Raw genomic sequence first — 20,421 nt, forward strand, 5'->3', positions numbered from 1 at the left:
AATTCACTCATTCACAAATCGCGATTCTAATTTCTTAATATCTTCTATCAACATTTCTACATTTTCCTTTTTTGTAGCCCAACTGGTACAAAATCTAACAACACTGTGCGTTTCATCGACTTTCTCCCAAATGGCAAAGGAATATTTTTGGCTCAATTTCGTTATTACATCTTTATGCAAAATAGGAAACTGTTGATTTGTTTTTGAATCGTACCTTAATGAAAATCCTTTTTCAACAAATGCCTCTCGGATCATCATCGCCATTTCCACAGCATGTCTGGAAATATCATAGTATAAGCCGTCTTCAAACAAAGTTTCAAACTGTATTCCCAATAATCTCCCTTTAGCCAATAGTCCTCCCTTTTGCTTGATTATATATCGAAAATCATTTTTTATAGCATCATTTATAATGACTACTGCTTCACCAAACAATGCTCCTATTTTAGTTCCCCCAATATAGAAAACATCACAAAGTGATGCGATATCTGCTAAGGATAAATCATTGCCTTTGGAAACCAGACCATATCCTAATCTAGCTCCATCCATAAATAATGGCAAACCACATTCCCGACAAGCCTTGCTTAATTCTTCTAATTCGGATCTACTGTAAGTTGTTCCATTCTCTGTTGGGTTAGAAATATATACTAAGCCCGGCTGTACCATATGCTCATGAGTCGCATCATTCCAATGAGCATCATATAATTCTTTTACCTGTTCTGCACGAATTTTACCGTCATCACTCGGCAAAGTAAGCACTTTATGACCAGTAGCTTCAATTGCTCCGGTTTCATGTACTGCAATATGACCGGTAATTGCAGAAATTACCCCTTGATGCGGACGTAATATGGAAGCAATAATTGTTGTATTTGTTTGTGTTCCTCCAACTAGAAAATGTACATCTGCATTTTTTGTATCACATGCTTCTTTAATATATACTCTCGCTTTTGCACAATGTTCATCCATACCATATCCAGGTGTCTGCTCTTCATTAGTTTCAACTAATTGCTTCAAAATTCGCCCATGGGCACCTTCTGCATAATCATTATCAAATCGTAGCATTCATATCCTCCTCAGTTCTATTTAATTTCTTTTCAATCAACAACATAGAAACATGTATTTCTTCTATTTCTTTTTGTGACAGCCCCTGTAGTAATTTCACTATTTGTTCATTAGATTTTTCATTTAAATGATTAAAAAAAGCAGTCCCGTTTGGTGTCAATTGAATCAGACTTGTTCTATTATCAATTGTCGAACTTTCCTTAATTAGTAGACCATCTTTAATAAGCTTTGCAATTATTCTACTCATATAGCTGCGATCAATATCGAGTTTTTCGACTAAATCGTTTGCAATACATTCTTCCATGAAACCAATCTCTAAAATTACCCGAGACTCCGTAAAAGAATATTCACCATTAAATACATGCTTATCTAACAAACCAAGTATATTCGTATAAAATCGGTTAAATCGCCTTATATCACTAACAATATTTTCATTATGGTTCATAATATCCCCCTTTATTAGTGGACTATGTCAACAAATGATAAATTATTTAGTGGACTATGTCAACATTTTTAAATTTAGAATCATTAAGTAAAAGTTAAGATATACAAATTACATATTTAGGATTGAATAATATGGTAGCTATACTGTTTAAAAAATCAAATTTATCCTAGTAATGAGATGAACTAAAAAATAGTTGTATTGAAATGTATAATTTCTCTTGTTATTAATTCTTTATTTCAATAAAAAGTGAATTTCTCTTTCTTGAAGATATATGCCCTTAAATTTTTCTTCTTATTCAACAATCTGCCACTTTTAGTGGAGTAACTTTATTGCTGCTCAACAGTTTCTTCATTCACCTTTCAGCTCAGATTTTCTTTTAGCTATAAAAACATCCCTTTAGATAGACTAATCAAAGTAAACAAAACATTGAGTCTTTTTATAAACATCTTGAATTTATTTAAAAACGACATTAAAAATATTCTTCAAATCCTGGAAGCATAAGTTTGCCGCAAACAAAAAGAACCATAAACTTGCCGAAACGGCAAACTTATGGTCCAAATCACACAGGAGATGGTATGGATAAAGCATCTATGGAAGCACCGTTACTTATTTAATTTCTAAGAAACTATACCAAAGTTTCAATCCACAACAGATAAAATCAAATATATTTAAAATATGCTCCGGGAATCTAAAGATTTATCTTGTTCATTTAATTTTTTAATTATATGTGCTGGAATATCTTCTTTTTTAATAATTGAAACATCATGCATTCTTGTATCGCTTCCTCTTTTAACAGCTTTAATATATGTGCCAATAGGGAATTTGTTTTCAGACCCAAAACCTAATTCAATTTTATTTAAATCTTCATCATACCCAAGTAAATCATATGAATACTTAATTACATCTTTAGGTGCGTTAGAATCTCGTTTAGCTTCTTCTTTTACTACACCGTATACACCTGTCTCGCTTGCAAAAGGACTATAACGATCCCATTGTTCACAGCCAACCAAGCCAATACTAGATAGCATAACTAATATTAATATGCAAAATCTTTTTTTCATACTTACTCAACCTCTCTTTATTTTAAAGTCCTATTAAAATATCGTCAGACTGTAGATTTTCATAAAATTAGTTCTTAGTTTACAAATCCCTTACAGACATCAATCCACTTTAAATATTCTGAGTATCTTTCTAGTTCTTCTATTGTTAATTCAATTGCACTGTTCCCACTACCGCAGGCAGGAAAGACAGTTGTAAATCCTTGTAACGATACATCCAAATACACTTCAACATCTTCATTTACAGCAAACGGGCAAACACCACCTATTGCGTGACCAATTAGCTCTTCTACTTTGTTTACATCAATCATCTTTGCTTTAACACCAAATTGTTCCTTGTATTTACGATTATCAATTTTTGCATCACCTGCAGTGACTATTACTAAAACACGATCTTCTATTTGAAAAGATAGAGTTTTTGCGATTCTTTGAGGCTCACATTGCAAAGCTTTTGCTGCAAGTTCAACGGTTGCACTGGATTCCTTAACCTCAATAATTCTATCTTCCATACCATATTGTTTGAAATAGGAAATGACTTTTTCTAATGACATTTTACAATCCTTCCTTTTCATAAAATTTTTATTTTTATTCATGCACATACATGCTTACTCTCATTACTAATATTTAATAACTAAATTTACCGTTGTACTTTTAGCGCTACTATATTTATTCACTTTATGCTATCTTATAAACTTGTTAAAATAGCGCCCAAAATAGTGATGACACCACCAACAACCGTGATGATTGATATCTGTTCTTGCAATAAAAAAACTCCTAATAATACCGTCCATACTGGTAGTAAATTAATAAAAGGTGCAGCACGTCCTGCTCCAACTATTTTTACTCCTGTATTCCATGCAATATAAGCAATTACTGACGAAAAAGTACTAACATAAATAATACAAACCCATGCACTTTTAGTTAGGTGAATCATATCCGTCTGTACTGTGCCAATGCAACTTATTGCACTAAAAATTGTCCCATAAAATGCTGCCCCAGCAGTCATTGCTAGAGGGTCTATCTTTCTTCCATACTTTTTCCCGAAAACTGTATATAAACCCCAAGCGACACATGATAATAGTATCTCAGCATCCCCAATAATCGAGACTTCTATTGAATTTGAGGATTTTCCTTGAATTAGTATTATGACACCGACTATGGAAATAAGTGCACCAATCCATGCCTTTGTTTTAATCTTTTCCTTAAGAATAAAAGGTGTAAAAAGTAAAATCATAATGGGAATCCCTGCTGAAATCATTCCTGCTCTGGATGCGCTAATTGTTTGGAGTCCTAAATAATTTAAAGTTGAAAAGGCATATACACCTAAAAAACCTTGTATACTAAATTCTTTCCAATTTTTAAAGAGATGCAACTTTTGTTTATTAAGCATTAATAGGCAGATCAGAATCATAGTAGAGATCGCCCATCGAATAGTGTTAAGTAATATTGGTGGTAATACTGGTCCTAAAAAACGCCCACAAATATAGTTTCCCGACCATAGGAATGTTGCAAATATTAGTAATAGAACCCCTTTTTTCATACTTGTAACCCTTTCTTACCTCTTCGATAAAGAAAATTTAGACTTTTTCACTAGAGTTTTCATGACAATTAAAATAATATTAAGACTCCTTGTTATAAGTTATTCTTTAAAAAATCATATACAGAACTACATTTCATGCAACACATATAAAGTAGTTCTGTATATAATTAGAAACTGGTTTAATACTATTAATACGTTATCATGTAATTTTAGTAGGTGTTTTTCAATTAAAGAAAAACTTTGTTTATTATTTACTTATTTGGCTTTAACTTCAAATATAGAATCAATTTCCACTGTGACATACATGGGGTAGCTGATTCACTCCAATTGCCGTCCGAGCATGTTGACCTTCCATTCCGAATATATCTTGCAACAACTTTAAAGAGCGTTAATAACAATATGTTGTTAATCAAAGCCAGCTACACTATGCACAAAGGCTTGTAGTTTAATTACATTTACAATACGGTCTAAATCGCAAATATAATCTTTGACTGCCACTAGTTTATTAATTAAACAATTTCATTTCTTAGTCTCGTTTTTATTATATTTGAATATCACCAATGGCATATACAACTGCTGTTCCCGCAATTTTCACTCTGTCTCCCTCATGTTTACAATATAGTGTTCCCCCTCGGTCAGAAAGCTGCCTTGCTACCATTTCATCTTTACCAAGACGTTGGGCCCAAAATGGAATGAAACTGCAATGTCCTGAACCGCAAACTGGATCTTCATTTACATTGAGTTTCGGGAAAAAGACTCTGGAAACAAAATCATACTTAGTACTTCTGGCTGTAACGGATACAGCTAATCCATCAGGTAGCTCCTTCATTTTCGCAAAATCAGGTGTCAGATTCTGAACATCCTCTTCATTTTCTAATACGAATATCAAATCTCTACTTAAGTAGCTTTCTACAGGTTTTATGCCAATTGCTTCAATCATCTCATCTGTTAATGTAATTTTTTCAGGCATTGTGCTGGGGAAATCCATCTCATAAATGTCATTCTTTTTAGTTACAGTAAGTTGTCCACTTTTTGTTAGAAATTTAATTTCTTCAATTTCTTTTTCATAATAGTTAGCAATTACGTATGCTGCTGCTAAAGTTGCATGGCCGCAAAGATCAATTTCTCCTCCAGGAGTAAACCATCTTAGTTTATAGCCCTCACCTTCTTTTACTGCATAAGCCGTTTCAGAAAGATTATTTTCTATCGCAATTTTTTGCATCATCTCTTCTGGAATCCACTGTTCCATAATACAAATTGCTGCAGGATTTCCTTCAAATACGTTTTCTGCAAATGCGTCTACAACATAATATTTCATTGTACAAACCTCCATATTTTTATGAAAACTTACTTTACCTTCCTATTCATTAGTTAGTATTTCAGTCATTAACTATATTCTATATGGACCATGTGTATAACACACAAGAAGCTGATATAACACTGTAATTACATGAGTTTTTCATATTATATTAATGTAATTATATATATCCCGTATGGCGTCTTTTATATTAAAATAAAAAGATGAGTGTGTTTTGATCTTAACTTCGGAATGCCATTAGGTGCCTCATTATGTTCCGAAAGTAAGTGCTGTATTTCTTTAGGTAAAGGAATTGTTTTTTTTAATTGAAAATTAAAATGAGCTAAAATAACTTTTCCTCTTGCAATCCAATTTTGATGTTCGTCTTGTATAGCATGTTCAACTTGAAAACTTGTATTACCAACTTGACTAATCCATGTGTAAATAGTTACTTTTTCGGTACTTATCACCTCGTGAATAAAATCACATTGAATTGAAGCAATGATTAAATTCCAGGATTTTATCTTTAAACTTGAATTAAAAATTTGATAAAGTTGATTTCTCGCTTCTTCAAAGTAAATAATAAAATTTGCATTGTTTACAGGTCTAAAAAAATCATATTCACTAGAGCGCACAATAATATCATGTTTAAACATAATATGTCTCCTTTTAATTGTGGTAATATTACGGTCTCTGATTACATTGAAAAGTATTTAGTAAAAATTAAATGATTTCATGATTTCAAAAATGAAGTATAGTGCCTCTATGCTATATGACCGGTTTAGATAAAATTACTATTTTAGGTTGTAGTTTTATATTGCTTATGTATTAAATGATTAAAACGTCGGAACAAATGAGTATTCTTTTAAAGCATAGATGTTTAACTTAACCCTTATTAATAGAGTTATTTCCCCCTATCGACTTCTATTTTTAATACTTTATTTCAAAGAATTCATTGATCTACTTGTATGTTATATCGAAACCATATATAACACTCAAGCCTCTTTTATAACATTGAGACGTCACTTTCCAAACAAATATACTTATCTATTGTTTATCAAATCTGTCCCCGTTTCCTACAGGAAGAAACATAATTACCTTCTATACTCATACTGACAAAACAATTGAAAGTGAGTCTGGGGCCAGTAGCACAAGCAAATAAGAAACTCGAAGAAAATGGTTTTATTACCTTTTTATATTTTTTAGAGGTAACTGAATGCTATTGATTCTTTTACTTATAACCCTTAAATTTGCACTAATTTTATTCACTAATTGGCTAATCAAACTAACTCTGCTGTAGAATATTCCATTCCGATATCATTTTTGGAGGCCATTGAACTGCTAGATAATGATTCGCTTTGGATTCAATATCCTCCACCAAACCATCAAAGGGCCAAGCGCTCACCCAAGATCTTTACCTATCATTTTCACTGCTTGATGTTGAAATGAATTAATCATTAAAAATTTTAGGCTAATCTAGAAAAATATAATATGTGAACAGCTAATTTCATCATTTCTTTATATAAGCAAATATCGTGCCAATATTAAAAATCAAAATGATAATTTTAATTTTCGAATATTGGCACGATATTGTGTTGGAAATCTTCTGCTGTTATAAAATAATCAAATAAAAACTAAATAAATTCAACTAAAGAGATATTCTATGAATAAAAAAGGATGTCCAAAAAAATTCTATTTTTTTGGACATCCTTTTAATCTATTTCATTAATAATCCGGTAGGAGTAACTTGATATGTTTTTTTCTTACCTACAAATTCCTGTTTACTATTCTCGAGATTAGTAAGTGTGGCACGTGTCTTTTCCTTTTGTGCTTCTCCCTCTATATGAGTAAACTCAATATAATCCCCTACTTTGACTGAAACGGTTTGGCTTTCAGCAGCTTGTTGTCTATTTCCTATAATGTCTTTATTGTACAAAATATTACCGGATGAATTCTGGACTTTAATGCTTGCATACGTATTAGTAAAATAAGAATGGGGGATACCCGCTTCTAATTTAATCTGCATTTTTTCTGTTGATTTGTTATATTCTATTTTCGCGATTTCTCGATCATTATATCCCTTTAATGACCAAGCGAATTGATTTCCATCTAAAACCGTTGTTTCTGGCATTTTCTCTACTTTCTTCAAGCCTTCTTTTGTAACTTGATACCTCGCTGTCTTTCCAATGGTTTCATTTTTGTTATTTTCAAGGTTAGTTAAAGTTGCTCGCGTTTTTTCCTTTGTTGCTTCTCCTTCTATATGGGTAAATTCAATGTAATCCCCTACCTTGACGGGCACAATTTGGCTTTCAGCATTTTGTTGTTTATTTCCCACGATTTCCTTATTGTACAGAACGTTGCCAGAAGAATTCTGGACCTTAATACTCGCATACGTACTAGCAAAGTAGGAATGTGGTACACCTGCTTCTAGTTTGACCTTCATCTCTTCTACCGTTTTATCATAATCTACTTTTGCAAATTCTCTATCACTATATCCTTTTAATGACCACGCAAACTTGTTTCCTTCTAAAATTGTTGCTTCTGGCATTTTTTCTACTTTCTTCAGGCCTTCCTTTGTAACTTCATATATGGCTTTTTTTCCAAAGCTCTCTTGTTTACTATTATCTACATTTGTAAGAGTAGCCCTATGTACACCTTCTAGATGTGTTAACTCGATATAATCGCCTACTTTGACTGGAACTTTTTGCGATTCAGCATTTTGTTGTTTGTTTCCATAAATCTCTTTGTTATAGACCACTTTACCTGATGTGTTTTGCACTTTAATACTTGCATATGTACTATCAAAGTAGTCATGTGGTACACCTGCTTTTAGATCTATTTGCATTTCTTCTGTTGATTTATTTAAATTTACTTTCGCAAATTCAAAATCTCCAATCCCTTTCAGCGACCAAGCAAATTCATTACCTTCAAAAATGTTTGGAGATTCATTTTTGATTTGTACCTTTTTCTCAACAGTTTGATCAAATATATCCGTTAATACAATTTTTGCATAAGCATTTGTTGGTAATGATATAGATTGACTGATTCCATTTTGATAAGATTTAATATCATCAATTACGTTAATAGGTTGGCCCGTCATATTTTCATTGTTATAAATTTCAATTTTCCCCTTAAATTGCGGTGTACTATTTTCTTTTAGTTTCCAAGATACATTTAATTTTTCATTTTCATAATATATAGATTGGATATCAAAATCTAATTTTCCTATTTCAGGTTGAGTAGGTTGATTTAGCGTGAATATTTTTCCTGACCCAATAGTAGACTGCGTATTACCTCCTGCTTTGACCCATACATATTCTGAAGTAGCTCCTCCATCATATTGATAAGTATTATCATGCGTTCCAGAAATACTTTGATTATTCCAAGAACTCCATTGTTTATCAACTAATTTTCGGCTATAACCATTTTTTAGGCGCGCTTCTCGAACATTCTGTCCACTATCAGCCCAGTCTTCTTGAAACATTCCTAATCCATGATTAAATGCAACATTAGCAACCGGAAAGTCCATAATTGCAATTTGATGCCATTTATTCTTTGTTACATCTTTCATCCATTGTCCAAATTTGGTATGACCATTTTCTTGCCATGAACGCATTGTCATTCTGTACCAATTGTTGTCTTTCCAACCATAAGTTGTTTGAACCTTCATTCCTGTTCCTTCTCCTCCAAAGGGGCCAGCTTGCGAATTCGGAGATAAGTATTCGGCTTTTATTGCTTCTTTAGAGGAAATTGGATCCCATAAGGCAAAATGTAAAGTACGTTTTCCATTTTCATCAAACCCACTTTGTTGTTGAAAACCAGCATATCCTCCAGCTTCACCACCTGCATTCCAGTTGTGTACAGCCCAGTACGTATAAGGTGGAGTCTGAACTGGTGACCAGTCTATACTAATAATATCTGAGACAGGTATATTTTGGGGACTCACATAAACTGCTGGAGCAGCTGAATGTGTTGCAGCTTTAGTGTGCAACATAGACGTTCCAAACATAGAAAACATGCTACATGCTGCGATCATTATAATAACTTTATTAAATCTTTTCTTCGTTTTCTGACTAATCACTAATCTACATCCTTTTCTAATTTTTATTGTTTCCCGACAGAAGACTCCTTCCTCAAAAATGTGAAGGTGTGAAACACCAATTTTAGGTGGGAGATGAATGTCGGTTGGCATAAGCCAACATGTTTGTTATCATTTACTTGTACAGATTGCTCATTGAAAACTGAAGTTGCGAAAACCAAGCTAAAGTAGGGAGTGTGGTGCGTTAACGTACAAGATACTTATGTTCTCACCGTAGGGACTACGGGTAGAGCCTGCTAAGATAACCAGTGGATACACCGGTGTTCGCAGGAATCTCCCACTTCAAAAAGTCCGTAAGGGCGTTAAGTGGTCAGTAGTTCAATATTGAATAATAACTTAGTAGAGAAATCTATCAAAATTCAAGCAACATCCAGTAAATCTTTAAAATACTGCCCCAATTTTATGTTGTTCTATCTTCACATCTGATTCTTACATGTTATTTGATTGTAATTGGTTTCCATAAAGATAACGCAAATATCCAATTCGGGTCCCCATTTCCTTGATGACTTTGAACCGCTTCATACACTGTCCCTTGATGTTCAACTTTATCGCCCTTTGTATATGCCTTCTTTGGATCCCATTTCTCATAAGATACATTTTGATCTTTTGTTTTTACCAGAAGAATTTCACTTTGAATTGATGTATTTCCAGCTGCATCTACAGCCTTCACTGCATATTTATATTCCTTATTAACTGTTAAGTTTTGATCAGTAAATGTCGTTCCTTGTACGGTTTGAATCAATTGTCCATCACGTAATACCTGATATTCTTTTACACCTACATTATCTGTAGACGGATTCCATTTTAGCTCTACACTGTTAGAAGTAAGGTTGCTTGCATATAATCCTTGTGGCTGTGTGGGAGCTTTTGTATCTGGTTCCGGATTAACAATTTTATCTACTTTCTTCAATCCCTCTTTTGTAATCTCATACACCACTTTGTTCCCAAAACTTTCCTGGATGCTTTTTTCCACATTTGTAATAGTAGCTCTATGCACACCTTCTAGATGTGTTAACTCTATATAGTCTCCTACCTTAACCGAGACTTTTTGCGATTCAGCATTTTGTTGTTTATTTCCATAAATCTCTTTGTTATAGACCACTTTACCTGATGTGTTTTGCACTTTAATACTTGCATATGTACTATCAAAGTAGTTATGTGGTACACCTGCTTTTAAATCTATTTGCATTTCTTCTGTTGATTTATTTAAATTTACTTTTGCGAATTCAAAATCTCCAATCCCTTTCAGCGACCATGCAAACTGGTTTCCTTCTAAAATATTATTTACATTAGGCATATCTGGTTTAATTGGATTAGAATCTGTACCCTTCCAAATCTCTGCTGTTAAAATTGGATATCCTAATGCAGCTACTTTTTGAATGGTATCGTTGTTTGGATGTAATCCCCACTTCTCAAAGAAAGGAATCAAATTTTGTTTGGCTACTTTTGATGCTGAAATCATAAATAATTGTTTTTTATTTTCATCAGTTTGTGGAAGTTCACTTGAAGGCATGTCTCTATACAATTGATGCAATTTAGGATAGAAATCCTCTCCATACGCTAACTGTAGTTGCCAAAGCATAACAAGCTTTACAAAAACATCGCTAATTTCATCATAATTTTTATTCACTTGTTCTAGATATTGAAATGCTTTTGGATAAATTCCACTTTTCTCTAAGTTGGATGGTTGATTAAATGCTTTTTCTACAGAAAGGCTGTATATATTATTTTGTACTTCTGTCATATTATAAAACTTCCAGGGCGATTGTTGTCTCAAATGTCCTGCCTCATGCCAAGGGCCCCAGCCATCTGTTATAAATTTATTAATATCTAACACGTATTGGATTGCGTCTCCTACATATGCTGTTCGATAAGAAGTTGCATACATATAATAATCAGGAGAATGATTTTCTTCTACGTAATGAACATAATGTTTATCTACTTGTTCTTCAGATAATCCAGCTACTTTGTCTTGAATTCGAGTAGCTTCATCCATCTTTTTTAAGAGTTGTACAGGATCTGTATTAGAACCCAACAAATATTTCTTAACACGTGCAGGGCTGGCCGTAATTAATACACGTTCGCCTTTTAACTCCACTGCATGTGCACTAGGATACTGGTCCAGCATGTTTATTAAATCTTGTTTTGTATGCTTTCCTAGTTCAAAGAAAGGCGTAGTCGTTCCACCTGTTGTAATTGTTGTTCGAATGCTACCTCCTTGTTGTTTATTATAAAAATAAATCATCCCCCCATTTGGAGATTGGATTGTGTTTATACCAGGTTTTAATGTAAATGATTTTATCTTAGAATCTTCTCTCCAAGAAGCATCATATGAATACGTTCCAATATATACCTCAATATCTTGATTACCTTCTACATTAATCGTTATTTGTTCATTTGGCTTTGCATATAAACCAGTTGGTTCATATGGACTAAATGCCATATTTTTTCTTTCCTGTTGTTTTAGTACCTCAACATCCCCTTTTCCTGGGACTGTAAATGTTCTATTTTCTGATTTAACTGACTTTTCACTTTGCAGTGATGGCGATAAATTTTTTTGCTGCTGCATTTCCTCTGCAAAGACATCTGATGAAGAAGCCATTCCAGAAGCAATTATAGTTATTGTTGCAGTAGCTACTAGTATTCTTTTGGTTTTATAATTTGATTTATTCCCCATAGTATCTCCCTCTCATTTCCTTGATCAATTTAATAGTTTTGGTTTCTTTAGCATGTACTTACGTGCAAAAACAGTTTATGACCTTGTATTTATTACTTTTTTACATAGTCCTCCCTTATTCTGTTTATAATTATATTTTGATATTATTTTATGACACATATTAATACAACTTTATAAAGTATCAATCAATAATGAGCTTTTATGTTTTGATTTGGTATTCCTAACTACCTTATAAATTAAATAAATTACATAAAGGTATTCATTTTGTGTGAATAATACCTTAAATCAAATTATTTTCAGATTAATAATTCACAAAAAATTAATATTATGTAAAATCCTATCAAGGAAATAAATACAAACTGATTCGTCATGTATACATTGAAATCACTCAGGCATTTACTATCATCCGAATACTTCATTCATTTTTTCTATTTTAAGTTTAAGTTTTTAAGTTATTAGGAGATGAAAAAGCGAATCTATTTTGAAAATAGATTCGCTTTTTTTACGTATAACATAAACTTTCAAGTTTTTTTGATTGAATTTTTTATAAAAAGAAAAGGTACATCCCAAAAGAGAAGAATCCTACTTGTTCAAACATGTAGATTGTGATAACCTTTGTCTCTGATATATCTCATTTATAGTTTGTTTAATTGACTATGTCTTTTAGAATACATAAAAACGCAATCCTTTCTGTATATTTCTACAAAAAGGATTGCGTTTTTTAATTATATGATTACATATTATCCATTATTAGCTGGAGCCTCTCCTGTATTCCCATCATTACTTGGTGACGGTAGCGTTCCATGATCATCCTCATTGTTTGGTGGTGTTGTATTCCCTTGGTCACTGCCACTTTTTGGCGGCGTTGTATTTCCTTGGCTATTACCATTGTTTGGTGGTGTTGTATTCCCTTGGTCACTACCACTTTTTGGCGGCGTTGTATTTCCTTGGCCATTACCATTGTTTGGTGGTGTTGTATTTCCTTGGTCACTACCACTTTTTGGCTCACTTTGCTTTTGCTCTTCTTGTTTCTTTTGCTTTTCTTTTTGCTTATTTTCACTCGGCTGTTCAGTCGTATTTTCTATTTTCGTATTTGGAGAAGAATCACGCTTCTCACCTTTAATACGTAATTCGCTACCTTCTTGAACTACACTGTTCGGCATTTTAAATTGTGACTTATCTGTAGCAAACTTACTCATCATTTCTTTAAAAATCAATTGAGCTATTTTCGTATTTTTACTACTAATATAATCATCTTTACTATCCTTTGTATATCCGGTCCATACTGCCATCGTATATTGTGGTGTATAACCAGCAAACCAACTATCACGAGTTGCACTTTCTGGTAGATTATATTGTGCTATTTGTTCTAAAGAATAGTTTGTTGTACCTGTTTTACCCGCTATATCTAAAGAACCTATATTAGCTGTTGTACCTAATCCAGATGAAACAAAAGTACGAAGCATATCAGTAATCATATATGCTGTAGAATCCTTCATAACTCGTTTTGGCTTTTGCTCAAAACTTTTTGATTTACCATCTGAATAAATGACTTTCTTAACAAAATGTGGCCTCGTATACTTACCATCATTACCAAATGCCGCATAAGCACCTGCAATTTCAGTCGGTGACGCTTCATTTGTACCAATCGCTGTTGATTCGGTCGGTGCTACATTAAATGTAATACCTAGCTTTTCAGAGAAAACTTTTGATTTATTAATCCCTACTTCTTTTGCAGTTTTTATTGCCGGGATATTTCGGGACGTTTTCAATGCATCACGCATTGTAATTGGTCCTAAATGCTTTCTATCAGCATTTCTAACTTCTTGTCCCGTTGAGTACTTAAATGGAGAGTCATCAATTTGATGGTAAGTAGCCCATTTTAAATATTCAATTGCAGGAGCGTAATCAAAAATTGGTTTCATCGTTGAACCTGCTGAGCGATTTAATTCAATTGCAATATTATGTCCTTTAAAAACAGCTTTATTTTCACCACGTCCACTACCAATTGCACGTACTTCTCCTGTTTTCGTATCCATAAATGTGAAAGCCCCTTGGAATTTCTCATTTGGATAATTAATAATATCTTTATTTAAAAGTTTTTCCGCAAAATCCTGTGCCTTTGGATCTAATGTTGTATAAATTTCTAAACCGTCAGATCCTATATTAACATCTGGCAACTCTTTTTCAACTTCTTTCACAACCGCATCCATAAAAGCTGGATAGGGCATTTCTTTTTGTTCAGTTGCTTTCTTAAGTCCTTCTGTTACTGGAACTTTTGATGCTTCTTCCATTTCTTTTTTTGTAATATAACCATGTCGATTCATTAATTTAAGTACAACATTTCTTCTTTCTGTTGCTTTTTTGATATTTTGTTCTTTCGTTGGATCATAGTTATTAGGAGCTTTCATTAAACCAGCAAGCATTGCAACTTCTGGTAGTGTTAAATCTTTTAATTCCTTACCATAGTAATTTTGTACTGCTGTTGCGATTCCGTATGAACGGTTACCTAAGTAAACTTTATTTAAATACATTTCTAAAATTTCATGTTTTGAATACTGTTGTTCTAGCTTATATGCTAAGTATATTTCTTGCGCCTTTCTCTTTGACGTTTTTTCCATCGATAAGAAGTAATTTTTAATAACTTGCTGTGTAATCGTACTTCCACCTTGAGAACCGTAATCCCCCTTTAGGCTGACTAAGGCTGCACGTGCAGTACCTTTATAGTCTACGCCACTGTGCTCGTAAAAACGTGCATCTTCCGTTGCTAAAAACGCATTTTCTACTAACTTAGGAATCTGATCATACATAATATTCGTTCGTTTTTCTTTTCCATATTCATATATCAATTTCCCATCTTTATCATAAATTTTTGAGGATAACGGATTAACAAGTTTTGCTTTCTCAAGTTTTGGAGCATCTTTGATCATAACGAAAAAGGTAGCAACCCCTGCGACTAACCCCACAATACCAAGTAATAAACAACTAACTAAAAACTTACGAAAAAAAGATGTTTTACCTTTTGCATTTTGTTTCTTAGCAGAAGGCTGTTTTTTCTTTTTAACTTGTCGTCTCTCCTCTCGAGAACGATAATTTTCTGACATGCTACTTTCTCCTGCCTTTCAATTCTCCTGTTGATTTACCTAAAATTATTGAAGTTACTTTAAGAAATATATTCATATTTAAAAAGTGTACTAAATAGACAATTTAAGTAATAAATTTGTTCCACTTTAAGATGAAGAAGAAATTTGAGCTTATCTTATAACGAAACAGAAACGGTAATAGTGGCACAACAAAAAAATGGAATTGCATAGAAAATCTATTTTTAGCTTAATGGGCATGTGGCGATAACCCACATCCATCAACTTAAGGATTTAGACTATTCTTGAAGTTAAAAGCACGTTACTATTCTCTTATGTTAATGAGTAAGGGTGACGTGCTTTTTATAAATATTCATCAAAAACAAGAGTTGTCTTTATTTGCTGAAGAGTTATATCGATATATGACTCCTACTACACTTAATCAATTAGCCATAGAAGCAGGCGGAATAAAACGAAAACGCAAGTGCCATGGGCACCATTTTTTATCTTTGTGTGTATGGTTAAATCAACAAATCGCTACTACCTCTCTTACTCAACTTTGTAGTCAATTAGAAACTTCAATAGAAGTTTTATTAAGTTCCTCAGAGCTAAGTAAAGTGCCTGTCGCTGCATGAAGCCTACTACATAATCGAACCAAGTAATCACTTGCCACCCGTTGACTAATCCAAATGCAAATAGCAGCTAATTCTGATCCAGAAAACTTAAGTTTTCGCTTAATAAATTCTATTTCTCTTGCAAGTTCTTCTAAGAATACAGGTGTAACATATCGTTGTAATTCTTCTGCAAATGGTAATAATTTATCTTAAATCGAGAGATTCATAAGAAAACATTATCCTTTCTAATTTAGCTTGTTTAGAAAAGATAATGTTTTTTGATATTGGAGGGTATTAAAATCTCCTGAGTTGATGGTTATGTATGGTGACCCCATAGCCAAAGAAGTACGAAGATATTTAGAAATGCATTAAATTTTGAGGAAGTACTTGTGAACCGTATCTTGAACTACCCCCACTTTCACTTCGTTTAGAAGTGAGGGATTCCTAAGTAAAGAGTTCTATCGAACTCTAATTGATTAGGCTAACCCTGCAGTCCTTGCGGTTAGAAGCCTTATCGCTTCATTCTTTAGATTGATACTTGCGTTAATATCTCTATCATGATGTGTTTGACATGAAGGGCAAAACCATTTACGTAGGTTTAGATTTTTAACGTCTTTATTTTGATATCCACAACAAGAACATAATTGGCTGGAAGCAAATGTTTTCGATACGACAATGACTTGTTTGCCATACCATTTTGCTTTGTATTCTAACATGGATCGAAATTGCGACCAAGATACCTCACTAATTGCTTTTGCTAACTTATGATTCTTTAACATATTCGATACTTGCAAATCCTCTATACCGATAACATCGTGGTTTTTGATGATTTCAGTTGAAATTTTGTCCAAGTAATCTTTTCTAGCATTTGATATGTATTCATGAATTCTAGCTACCTTTACTCGTTGTTTATTCCAGCGAGAAGATCCTTTCATTCTTCTAGAAAGAACACGCTGTGCTTTCGCCAACTTATCTTCTAATGATCGGAAAAACTTCGGATTTTCATAGTGTGTTCCATCTGACAAAATAGCGAAATCTTTTAGTCCTACATCTATTCCAATGTAAGAACTTGTTTTCGGAAGTTCTTGTACTTCTGTTTCAACTAATAGTGACACAAAATATCTACCAGAAGGGTTCCGTCTAACTGTAGCATTTACAATACGCCCCTCTACTTCGCGACTTTTGGCAAATCGAACAAGGCCTAGTTTCGGCAACTTTATTTTGTTCCCTACAACGGCAATGTTTTCATTTGTTTGTTTTGTGGTATAAGATTGTACGTTGTTCTTCTTAGACTTAAAGCGCGGTGCGCTGTTTTGTTTTTTGAAAAAGCGCATATAAGCATCCGCAAGGTTGCGAACAGACGACTGAATCGCAATACTATCCACTTCTTTTAGCCAAACAAGCTCTTTCTTCATGGCAGATAGTTTGGCAGAGCATGTACCATAGGTCAAGCCTTTTCCTGTCTCTTTGTATGCGTGATCCCATAAGGATAGGAAATGATTGAATACAAAGCGAGAACACCCAATCGTTTTGTTGATTAGAATTGCTTGTGCCTGATTTGGATAGATACGAAACTTATAGGCTTTATTAATCATTATTTGATTCACCTCCATTTCGGTATATAACTATCACAAACCAAACATATATTCGATAGGTAGTGGAGTAACACTTTCTGTATGTCGAACAATTAAGATGGCTTCCTGCCATCCCTTGTTCGAAGCCAATTCATCTCCCACCTACTCACTGGGCTGTGACCCTTCACGCTCCTTGAGGAAGGAGTCTTCTTGGCTAAAATGATAAATAAATCAGGTTTTGTATGTTCGATTTTTAAATAATACCCGAGAAGGAGTGGGTTGCAGTTATAGTAATACTATTTTTTGTATTTCTATAATAGATAATTTTTTTAAAAAAACAGAATTATCTTGACAGTTATTAAATGGATTGATAAGGTTATAAAAAAATATTTCTTATCCAGAGAGGTGGAGGGACTGGCCTTATGAAACCTCAGCAACAGGTCTGCTTAAGTAGACACTGTGCTAATTCCAGCGGGTGATAATCCTGATAGATGAGAGCTTCCGTTTTTATTTGTCAGTAGCGCCCTCTTTTTTAGAGTGCGTTTTTGTTTTTTCTGGATAGTAACTAAAGGAGAGTAGAAATGGAGAACAAAAATGGGCGAGAATTTCAAAGGAAAATGCAAGCACGTCATTTAGTCATGCTATCACTTGGTGGGGTGATTGGAACTGGCTTATTCTTAAGCTCGGGTTACACTATTCAACAAGCTGGCCCGTTTGGATCAATTCTATCCTACCTGATTGGTGCGCTAGTGGTTTATCTAGTTATGCTATGTTTAGGAGAGCTTTCCGTACATATGCCTGAAACAGGCGCATTTCATAGCTATGCAGTTAAATACATTGGACCGGGTACAGGATATACAGTAGCCTGGTTGTATTGGTTAACTTGGACTGTTGCTTTAGGTTCTGAATTTACAGCCGCAGGATTACTTATGAAGCGATGGTTTCCATCGGTTAATATTTGGTTATGGAGTGTTCTTTTTGCCATTTTGATCTTTGTATTAAATGTCCTGACTGTTAAATTTTTCGCCGAATCCGAATTTTGGTTCTCATCGATAAAGGTTATAGCTATTGTGCTTTTTCTTGTTTTAGGAGTAGCAGCAATGCTAGGGTTTCTTCCAATGACTCATTCAAAAGCAGCACCATTCTTTTCTAATTTTACAAGTGGAGGTTTATTTCCTCATGGTGCTACGGCCATTATGATGACCATGCTTGCGGTTAATTTTGCTTTTTCGGGAACAGAATTAATAGGCATTGCAGCTGGAGAAACAGCGAACCCGGAAAAAATGATACCGAAGGCCATTCGAACTACTCTGTGGAGATTGATCATCTTTTTTGTAGGAACGATTGTTGTTTTATCTGCGTTATTGCCTATTTCCGATGCAGGGGTATTAGAGAGCCCTTTTGTTGCAGTTCTAGAACGAATTGGGGTGCCATATTCAGCTGACATTATGAATTTCGTTATCTTAACAGCCATTTTATCTGCGGCAAACTCAGGCCTTTATGCCTCTTCTAGAATGCTTTGGTCGCTTGCTAATAAGAATACGATATCCCCGATTTTTGGGAAAATGACGAAGCAAGGTGTTCCAATCAACGCCGTCATTTTCAGTATGATGGGTGGAGCTTTGGCTTTGCTCTCAAGTATTGTGGCACCAGATACTGTCTATATCGTACTTGTTTCCATTTCCGGTCTAGCAGTAGTTATAGTTTGGATGAGTATTAGCGCTTCCCAGTTCCTATTTCGCAGACAATTTTTGAAAGAAGGAAATTCTGAAAAGGACTTGATTTATCGCACACCACTATATCCATTAGTACCAATTGCTTCTTTTATCCTTTGTCTGGCATCGTGTATTGGAATTGCATTCGATCCAACACAGAGAATTGCCTTATATTGCGGCATACCGTTTATTTTGTTTTGCTATGGAAGTTATTATCTAACAAAAAATCTAAAAAAGAGGGGTGTAGATTATGTCGAACAAAATCAACCCAATTGATACTATTTTATCCCAACATTCCATTATGCTTCTAGACGGAGCATTAGCTACTGAATTGGAGGCGCATGGATGTAATTTGGACGATCCCCTTTGGTCGGCACGTGTGTTACTAGAAAATCCGGAACTAATTTATCAGGTTCATTCGGACTATTTTCGTGCTGGAGCAGACTGTGCCATAACAGCAAGCTATCAAGCTACTATTAGTGGTTTTTCCGCGCGTGGAATACAAGAACAGGAAGCTTTGGAATTAATTAAGAAAACGGTGTTACTTGCAAGAAGGGCAAGAGATGATTTTTGGAAGGAAAATACGCAAACGAATAGGCCTAAACCATTGGTTGTTGCATCAGTTGGGCCGTACGGAGCTTACCTTGCAGATGGTTCAGAGTATGTAGGCAACTATGTTGTGACAGATGAAACATTAGTAGACTTTCACCGTTCGAGAATGTCTGCGTTAATCGAAGCAGGTGCAGATCTATTGGCATTTGAAACGATCCCTTGCCTGCAAGAAGCAAGAGTATTAGATACATTATTGCGTGAGTTTCCAGAAACATATGCGTGGCTTTCCTTTTCGCTAAAAAATGAGAAAGAGATTAGTGAAGGTATGAAACTAGTGGAGTGTGCACGAGTTTTTGAGAAAAGTGAACAAATTGTAGCAATAGGCATCAATTGTGCACCAGTAACTGTTGTGACTGGTGCAATCCAAGAGTTGAGGGCAAACATAAAAAAACCAATTATTGTTTATCCAAACTCTGGTGAAACTTATAATCCAGAAACAAAAACATGGCATGGTCATGAACAATGTAACACGTTGGATATTCAATCTGAAGAATGGTACCAAGCAGGTGCACGTTTAATAGGCGGATGCTGCAGAACGACACCTTATCACATTGAGGAGATATCGAACAAGTGGCGTTCTTCCCAGTTTTTCTATTCGAACGAAGCAAAACAGTAATGTAATGGATGATAATCTAACTTTGTGTGTATTTT

Annotated in this window: 13 protein-coding genes, 2 pseudogenes and 1 riboswitch; of the genes and pseudogenes, 3 read left to right on the forward strand and 12 right to left on the reverse strand. The window is 34.1% G+C overall.

All coding sequences use genetic code 11. From position 1 onward, the window contains the following. Window positions 1-3: 3 nt before the first annotated feature. The 10 genes from NZ044_RS29035 to NZ044_RS29080 all read right to left on the reverse strand — a co-directional run bounded on the left by NZ044_RS29035 (window position 4) and on the right by NZ044_RS29080 (window position 15,279). Entirely contained in the window at window positions 4-1,059 is a 1,056-nt protein-coding gene (locus NZ044_RS29035) for a threonine aldolase family protein (RefSeq protein ID WP_098285096.1), read from the reverse strand. Next, window positions 1,046-1,507 carry a MarR family winged helix-turn-helix transcriptional regulator gene (locus NZ044_RS29040; RefSeq protein WP_097807865.1) on the reverse strand — a complete coding sequence of 154 codons (462 nt, stop codon included), beginning with the start codon at window positions 1,505-1,507 and terminating at the stop codon, window positions 1,046-1,048. The genes NZ044_RS29035 and NZ044_RS29040 overlap by 14 nt, the downstream gene beginning before the upstream one ends. Window positions 1,508-2,172: 665 nt before the next feature. Beyond that, entirely contained in the window at window positions 2,173-2,565 is a 393-nt protein-coding gene (locus NZ044_RS29045) for a DUF1093 domain-containing protein (protein ID WP_170264993.1), read from the reverse strand. 74 nt (window positions 2,566-2,639) lie between these two features. Continuing rightward, the gene (locus NZ044_RS29050; protein ID WP_097807867.1) at window positions 2,640-3,113 is read right to left on the reverse strand and encodes a YbaK/EbsC family protein; all 474 of its coding nucleotides are present in this window, start codon (window positions 3,111-3,113) and stop codon (window positions 2,640-2,642) included. Window positions 3,114-3,247: 134 nt separating this feature from the next. After that, the gene (locus NZ044_RS29055) at window positions 3,248-4,102 is read right to left on the reverse strand and encodes a DMT family transporter (protein WP_097807868.1); all 855 of its coding nucleotides are present in this window, start codon (window positions 4,100-4,102) and stop codon (window positions 3,248-3,250) included. Between the two features lie 541 nt (window positions 4,103-4,643). Further along, window positions 4,644-5,420 (reverse strand): PhzF family phenazine biosynthesis protein, encoded by a 777-nt coding sequence (locus tag NZ044_RS29060; RefSeq protein WP_097807869.1) that lies wholly within the window; start codon window positions 5,418-5,420, stop codon window positions 4,644-4,646. A gap of 185 nt (window positions 5,421-5,605) precedes the next feature. Further along, window positions 5,606-6,055: an acyl-CoA thioesterase gene (locus NZ044_RS29065; RefSeq protein ID WP_097807870.1), complete on the reverse strand. Its 450-nt coding sequence runs from the start codon at window positions 6,053-6,055 to the stop codon at window positions 5,606-5,608. A gap of 1,061 nt (window positions 6,056-7,116) precedes the next feature. Continuing rightward, window positions 7,117-9,480, reverse strand: coding sequence for a putative mucin/carbohydrate-binding domain-containing protein (locus tag NZ044_RS29070; RefSeq protein ID WP_340950194.1), 2,364 nt, complete (start codon window positions 9,478-9,480; stop codon window positions 7,117-7,119). A gap of 454 nt (window positions 9,481-9,934) precedes the next feature. Continuing rightward, on the reverse strand, window positions 9,935-12,175 hold the full coding sequence (locus NZ044_RS29075) for a M60 family metallopeptidase (RefSeq protein WP_170264989.1): 2,241 nt from the start codon (window positions 12,173-12,175) through the stop codon (window positions 9,935-9,937). A 740-nt stretch (window positions 12,176-12,915) separates the two neighbouring features. Next, window positions 12,916-15,279: a transglycosylase domain-containing protein gene (locus tag NZ044_RS29080; RefSeq protein WP_170264986.1), complete on the reverse strand. Its 2,364-nt coding sequence runs from the start codon at window positions 15,277-15,279 to the stop codon at window positions 12,916-12,918. Between the two features lie 341 nt (window positions 15,280-15,620). Between NZ044_RS29080 and NZ044_RS29085 the strand changes: the two are divergent. Further along, window positions 15,621-15,872: pseudogene (locus NZ044_RS29085) on the forward strand (IS4 family transposase); the annotation flags it as partial. Here the strand turns inward: NZ044_RS29085 and NZ044_RS29090 are convergent. Both NZ044_RS29090 and tnpB read right to left on the reverse strand, forming a co-directional pair. Continuing rightward, window positions 15,845-16,096, reverse strand: a pseudogene (locus tag NZ044_RS29090) (IS4 family transposase); the annotation flags it as partial. The pseudogenes NZ044_RS29085 and NZ044_RS29090 sit on opposite strands and share 28 nt — an antisense overlap. A gap of 249 nt (window positions 16,097-16,345) precedes the next feature. Continuing rightward, window positions 16,346-17,464 (reverse strand): IS200/IS605 family element RNA-guided endonuclease TnpB, encoded by a 1,119-nt coding sequence (gene tnpB, locus NZ044_RS29095; protein WP_340864006.1) that lies wholly within the window; start codon window positions 17,462-17,464, stop codon window positions 16,346-16,348. 369 nt (window positions 17,465-17,833) lie between these two features. Next, window positions 17,834-17,941, forward strand: a riboswitch (SAM riboswitch). An 83-nt stretch (window positions 17,942-18,024) separates the two neighbouring features. Here tnpB and mmuP point away from each other — a divergent pair. Both mmuP and mmuM read left to right on the forward strand, forming a co-directional pair. After that, window positions 18,025-19,434, forward strand: coding sequence for an S-methylmethionine permease (gene mmuP, locus NZ044_RS29100; protein WP_170265072.1), 1,410 nt, complete (start codon window positions 18,025-18,027; stop codon window positions 19,432-19,434). Further along, the gene (gene mmuM, locus NZ044_RS29105) at window positions 19,409-20,386 is read left to right on the forward strand and encodes a homocysteine S-methyltransferase (protein ID WP_170265069.1); all 978 of its coding nucleotides are present in this window, start codon (window positions 19,409-19,411) and stop codon (window positions 20,384-20,386) included. The genes mmuP and mmuM overlap by 26 nt, the downstream gene beginning before the upstream one ends. Window positions 20,387-20,421: the final 35 nt, after the last annotated feature.

Origin of the sequence: Bacillus sp. FSL K6-1338 (genome assembly GCF_038006965.1) — a bacterium.
In the GTDB taxonomy this organism is placed as follows: Bacteria; Bacillota; Bacilli; order Bacillales; family Bacillaceae_G; genus Bacillus_A; species Bacillus_A thuringiensis_S.

What these genes read in the sequence shown, in the direction of transcription:
- mmuP (WP_170265072.1), top strand. Translation starts at nt 18,025, where the DNA reads ATGGAGAACAAAAATGGGCGAGAATTTCAAAGGAAAATGCAAGCACGT.
- NZ044_RS29055 (WP_097807868.1), bottom strand. Translation starts at nt 4,102, where the DNA reads ATGAAAAAAGGGGTTCTATTACTAATATTTGCAACATTCCTATGGTCG.
- NZ044_RS29035 (WP_098285096.1), bottom strand. Translation starts at nt 1,059, where the DNA reads ATGCTACGATTTGATAATGATTATGCAGAAGGTGCCCATGGGCGAATT.
- NZ044_RS29060 (WP_097807869.1), bottom strand. Translation starts at nt 5,420, where the DNA reads ATGAAATATTATGTTGTAGACGCATTTGCAGAAAACGTATTTGAAGGA.
- NZ044_RS29045 (WP_170264993.1), bottom strand. Translation starts at nt 2,565, where the DNA reads ATGAAAAAAAGATTTTGCATATTAATATTAGTTATGCTATCTAGTATT.
- NZ044_RS29050 (WP_097807867.1), bottom strand. Translation starts at nt 3,113, where the DNA reads ATGTCATTAGAAAAAGTCATTTCCTATTTCAAACAATATGGTATGGAA.
- mmuM (WP_170265069.1), top strand. Translation starts at nt 19,409, where the DNA reads ATGTCGAACAAAATCAACCCAATTGATACTATTTTATCCCAACATTCC.
- NZ044_RS29075 (WP_170264989.1), bottom strand. Translation starts at nt 12,175, where the DNA reads ATGGGGAATAAATCAAATTATAAAACCAAAAGAATACTAGTAGCTACT.
- NZ044_RS29065 (WP_097807870.1), bottom strand. Translation starts at nt 6,055, where the DNA reads ATGTTTAAACATGATATTATTGTGCGCTCTAGTGAATATGATTTTTTT.
- NZ044_RS29080 (WP_170264986.1), bottom strand. Translation starts at nt 15,279, where the DNA reads ATGTCAGAAAATTATCGTTCTCGAGAGGAGAGACGACAAGTTAAAAAG.
- tnpB (WP_340864006.1), bottom strand. Translation starts at nt 17,464, where the DNA reads ATGATTAATAAAGCCTATAAGTTTCGTATCTATCCAAATCAGGCACAA.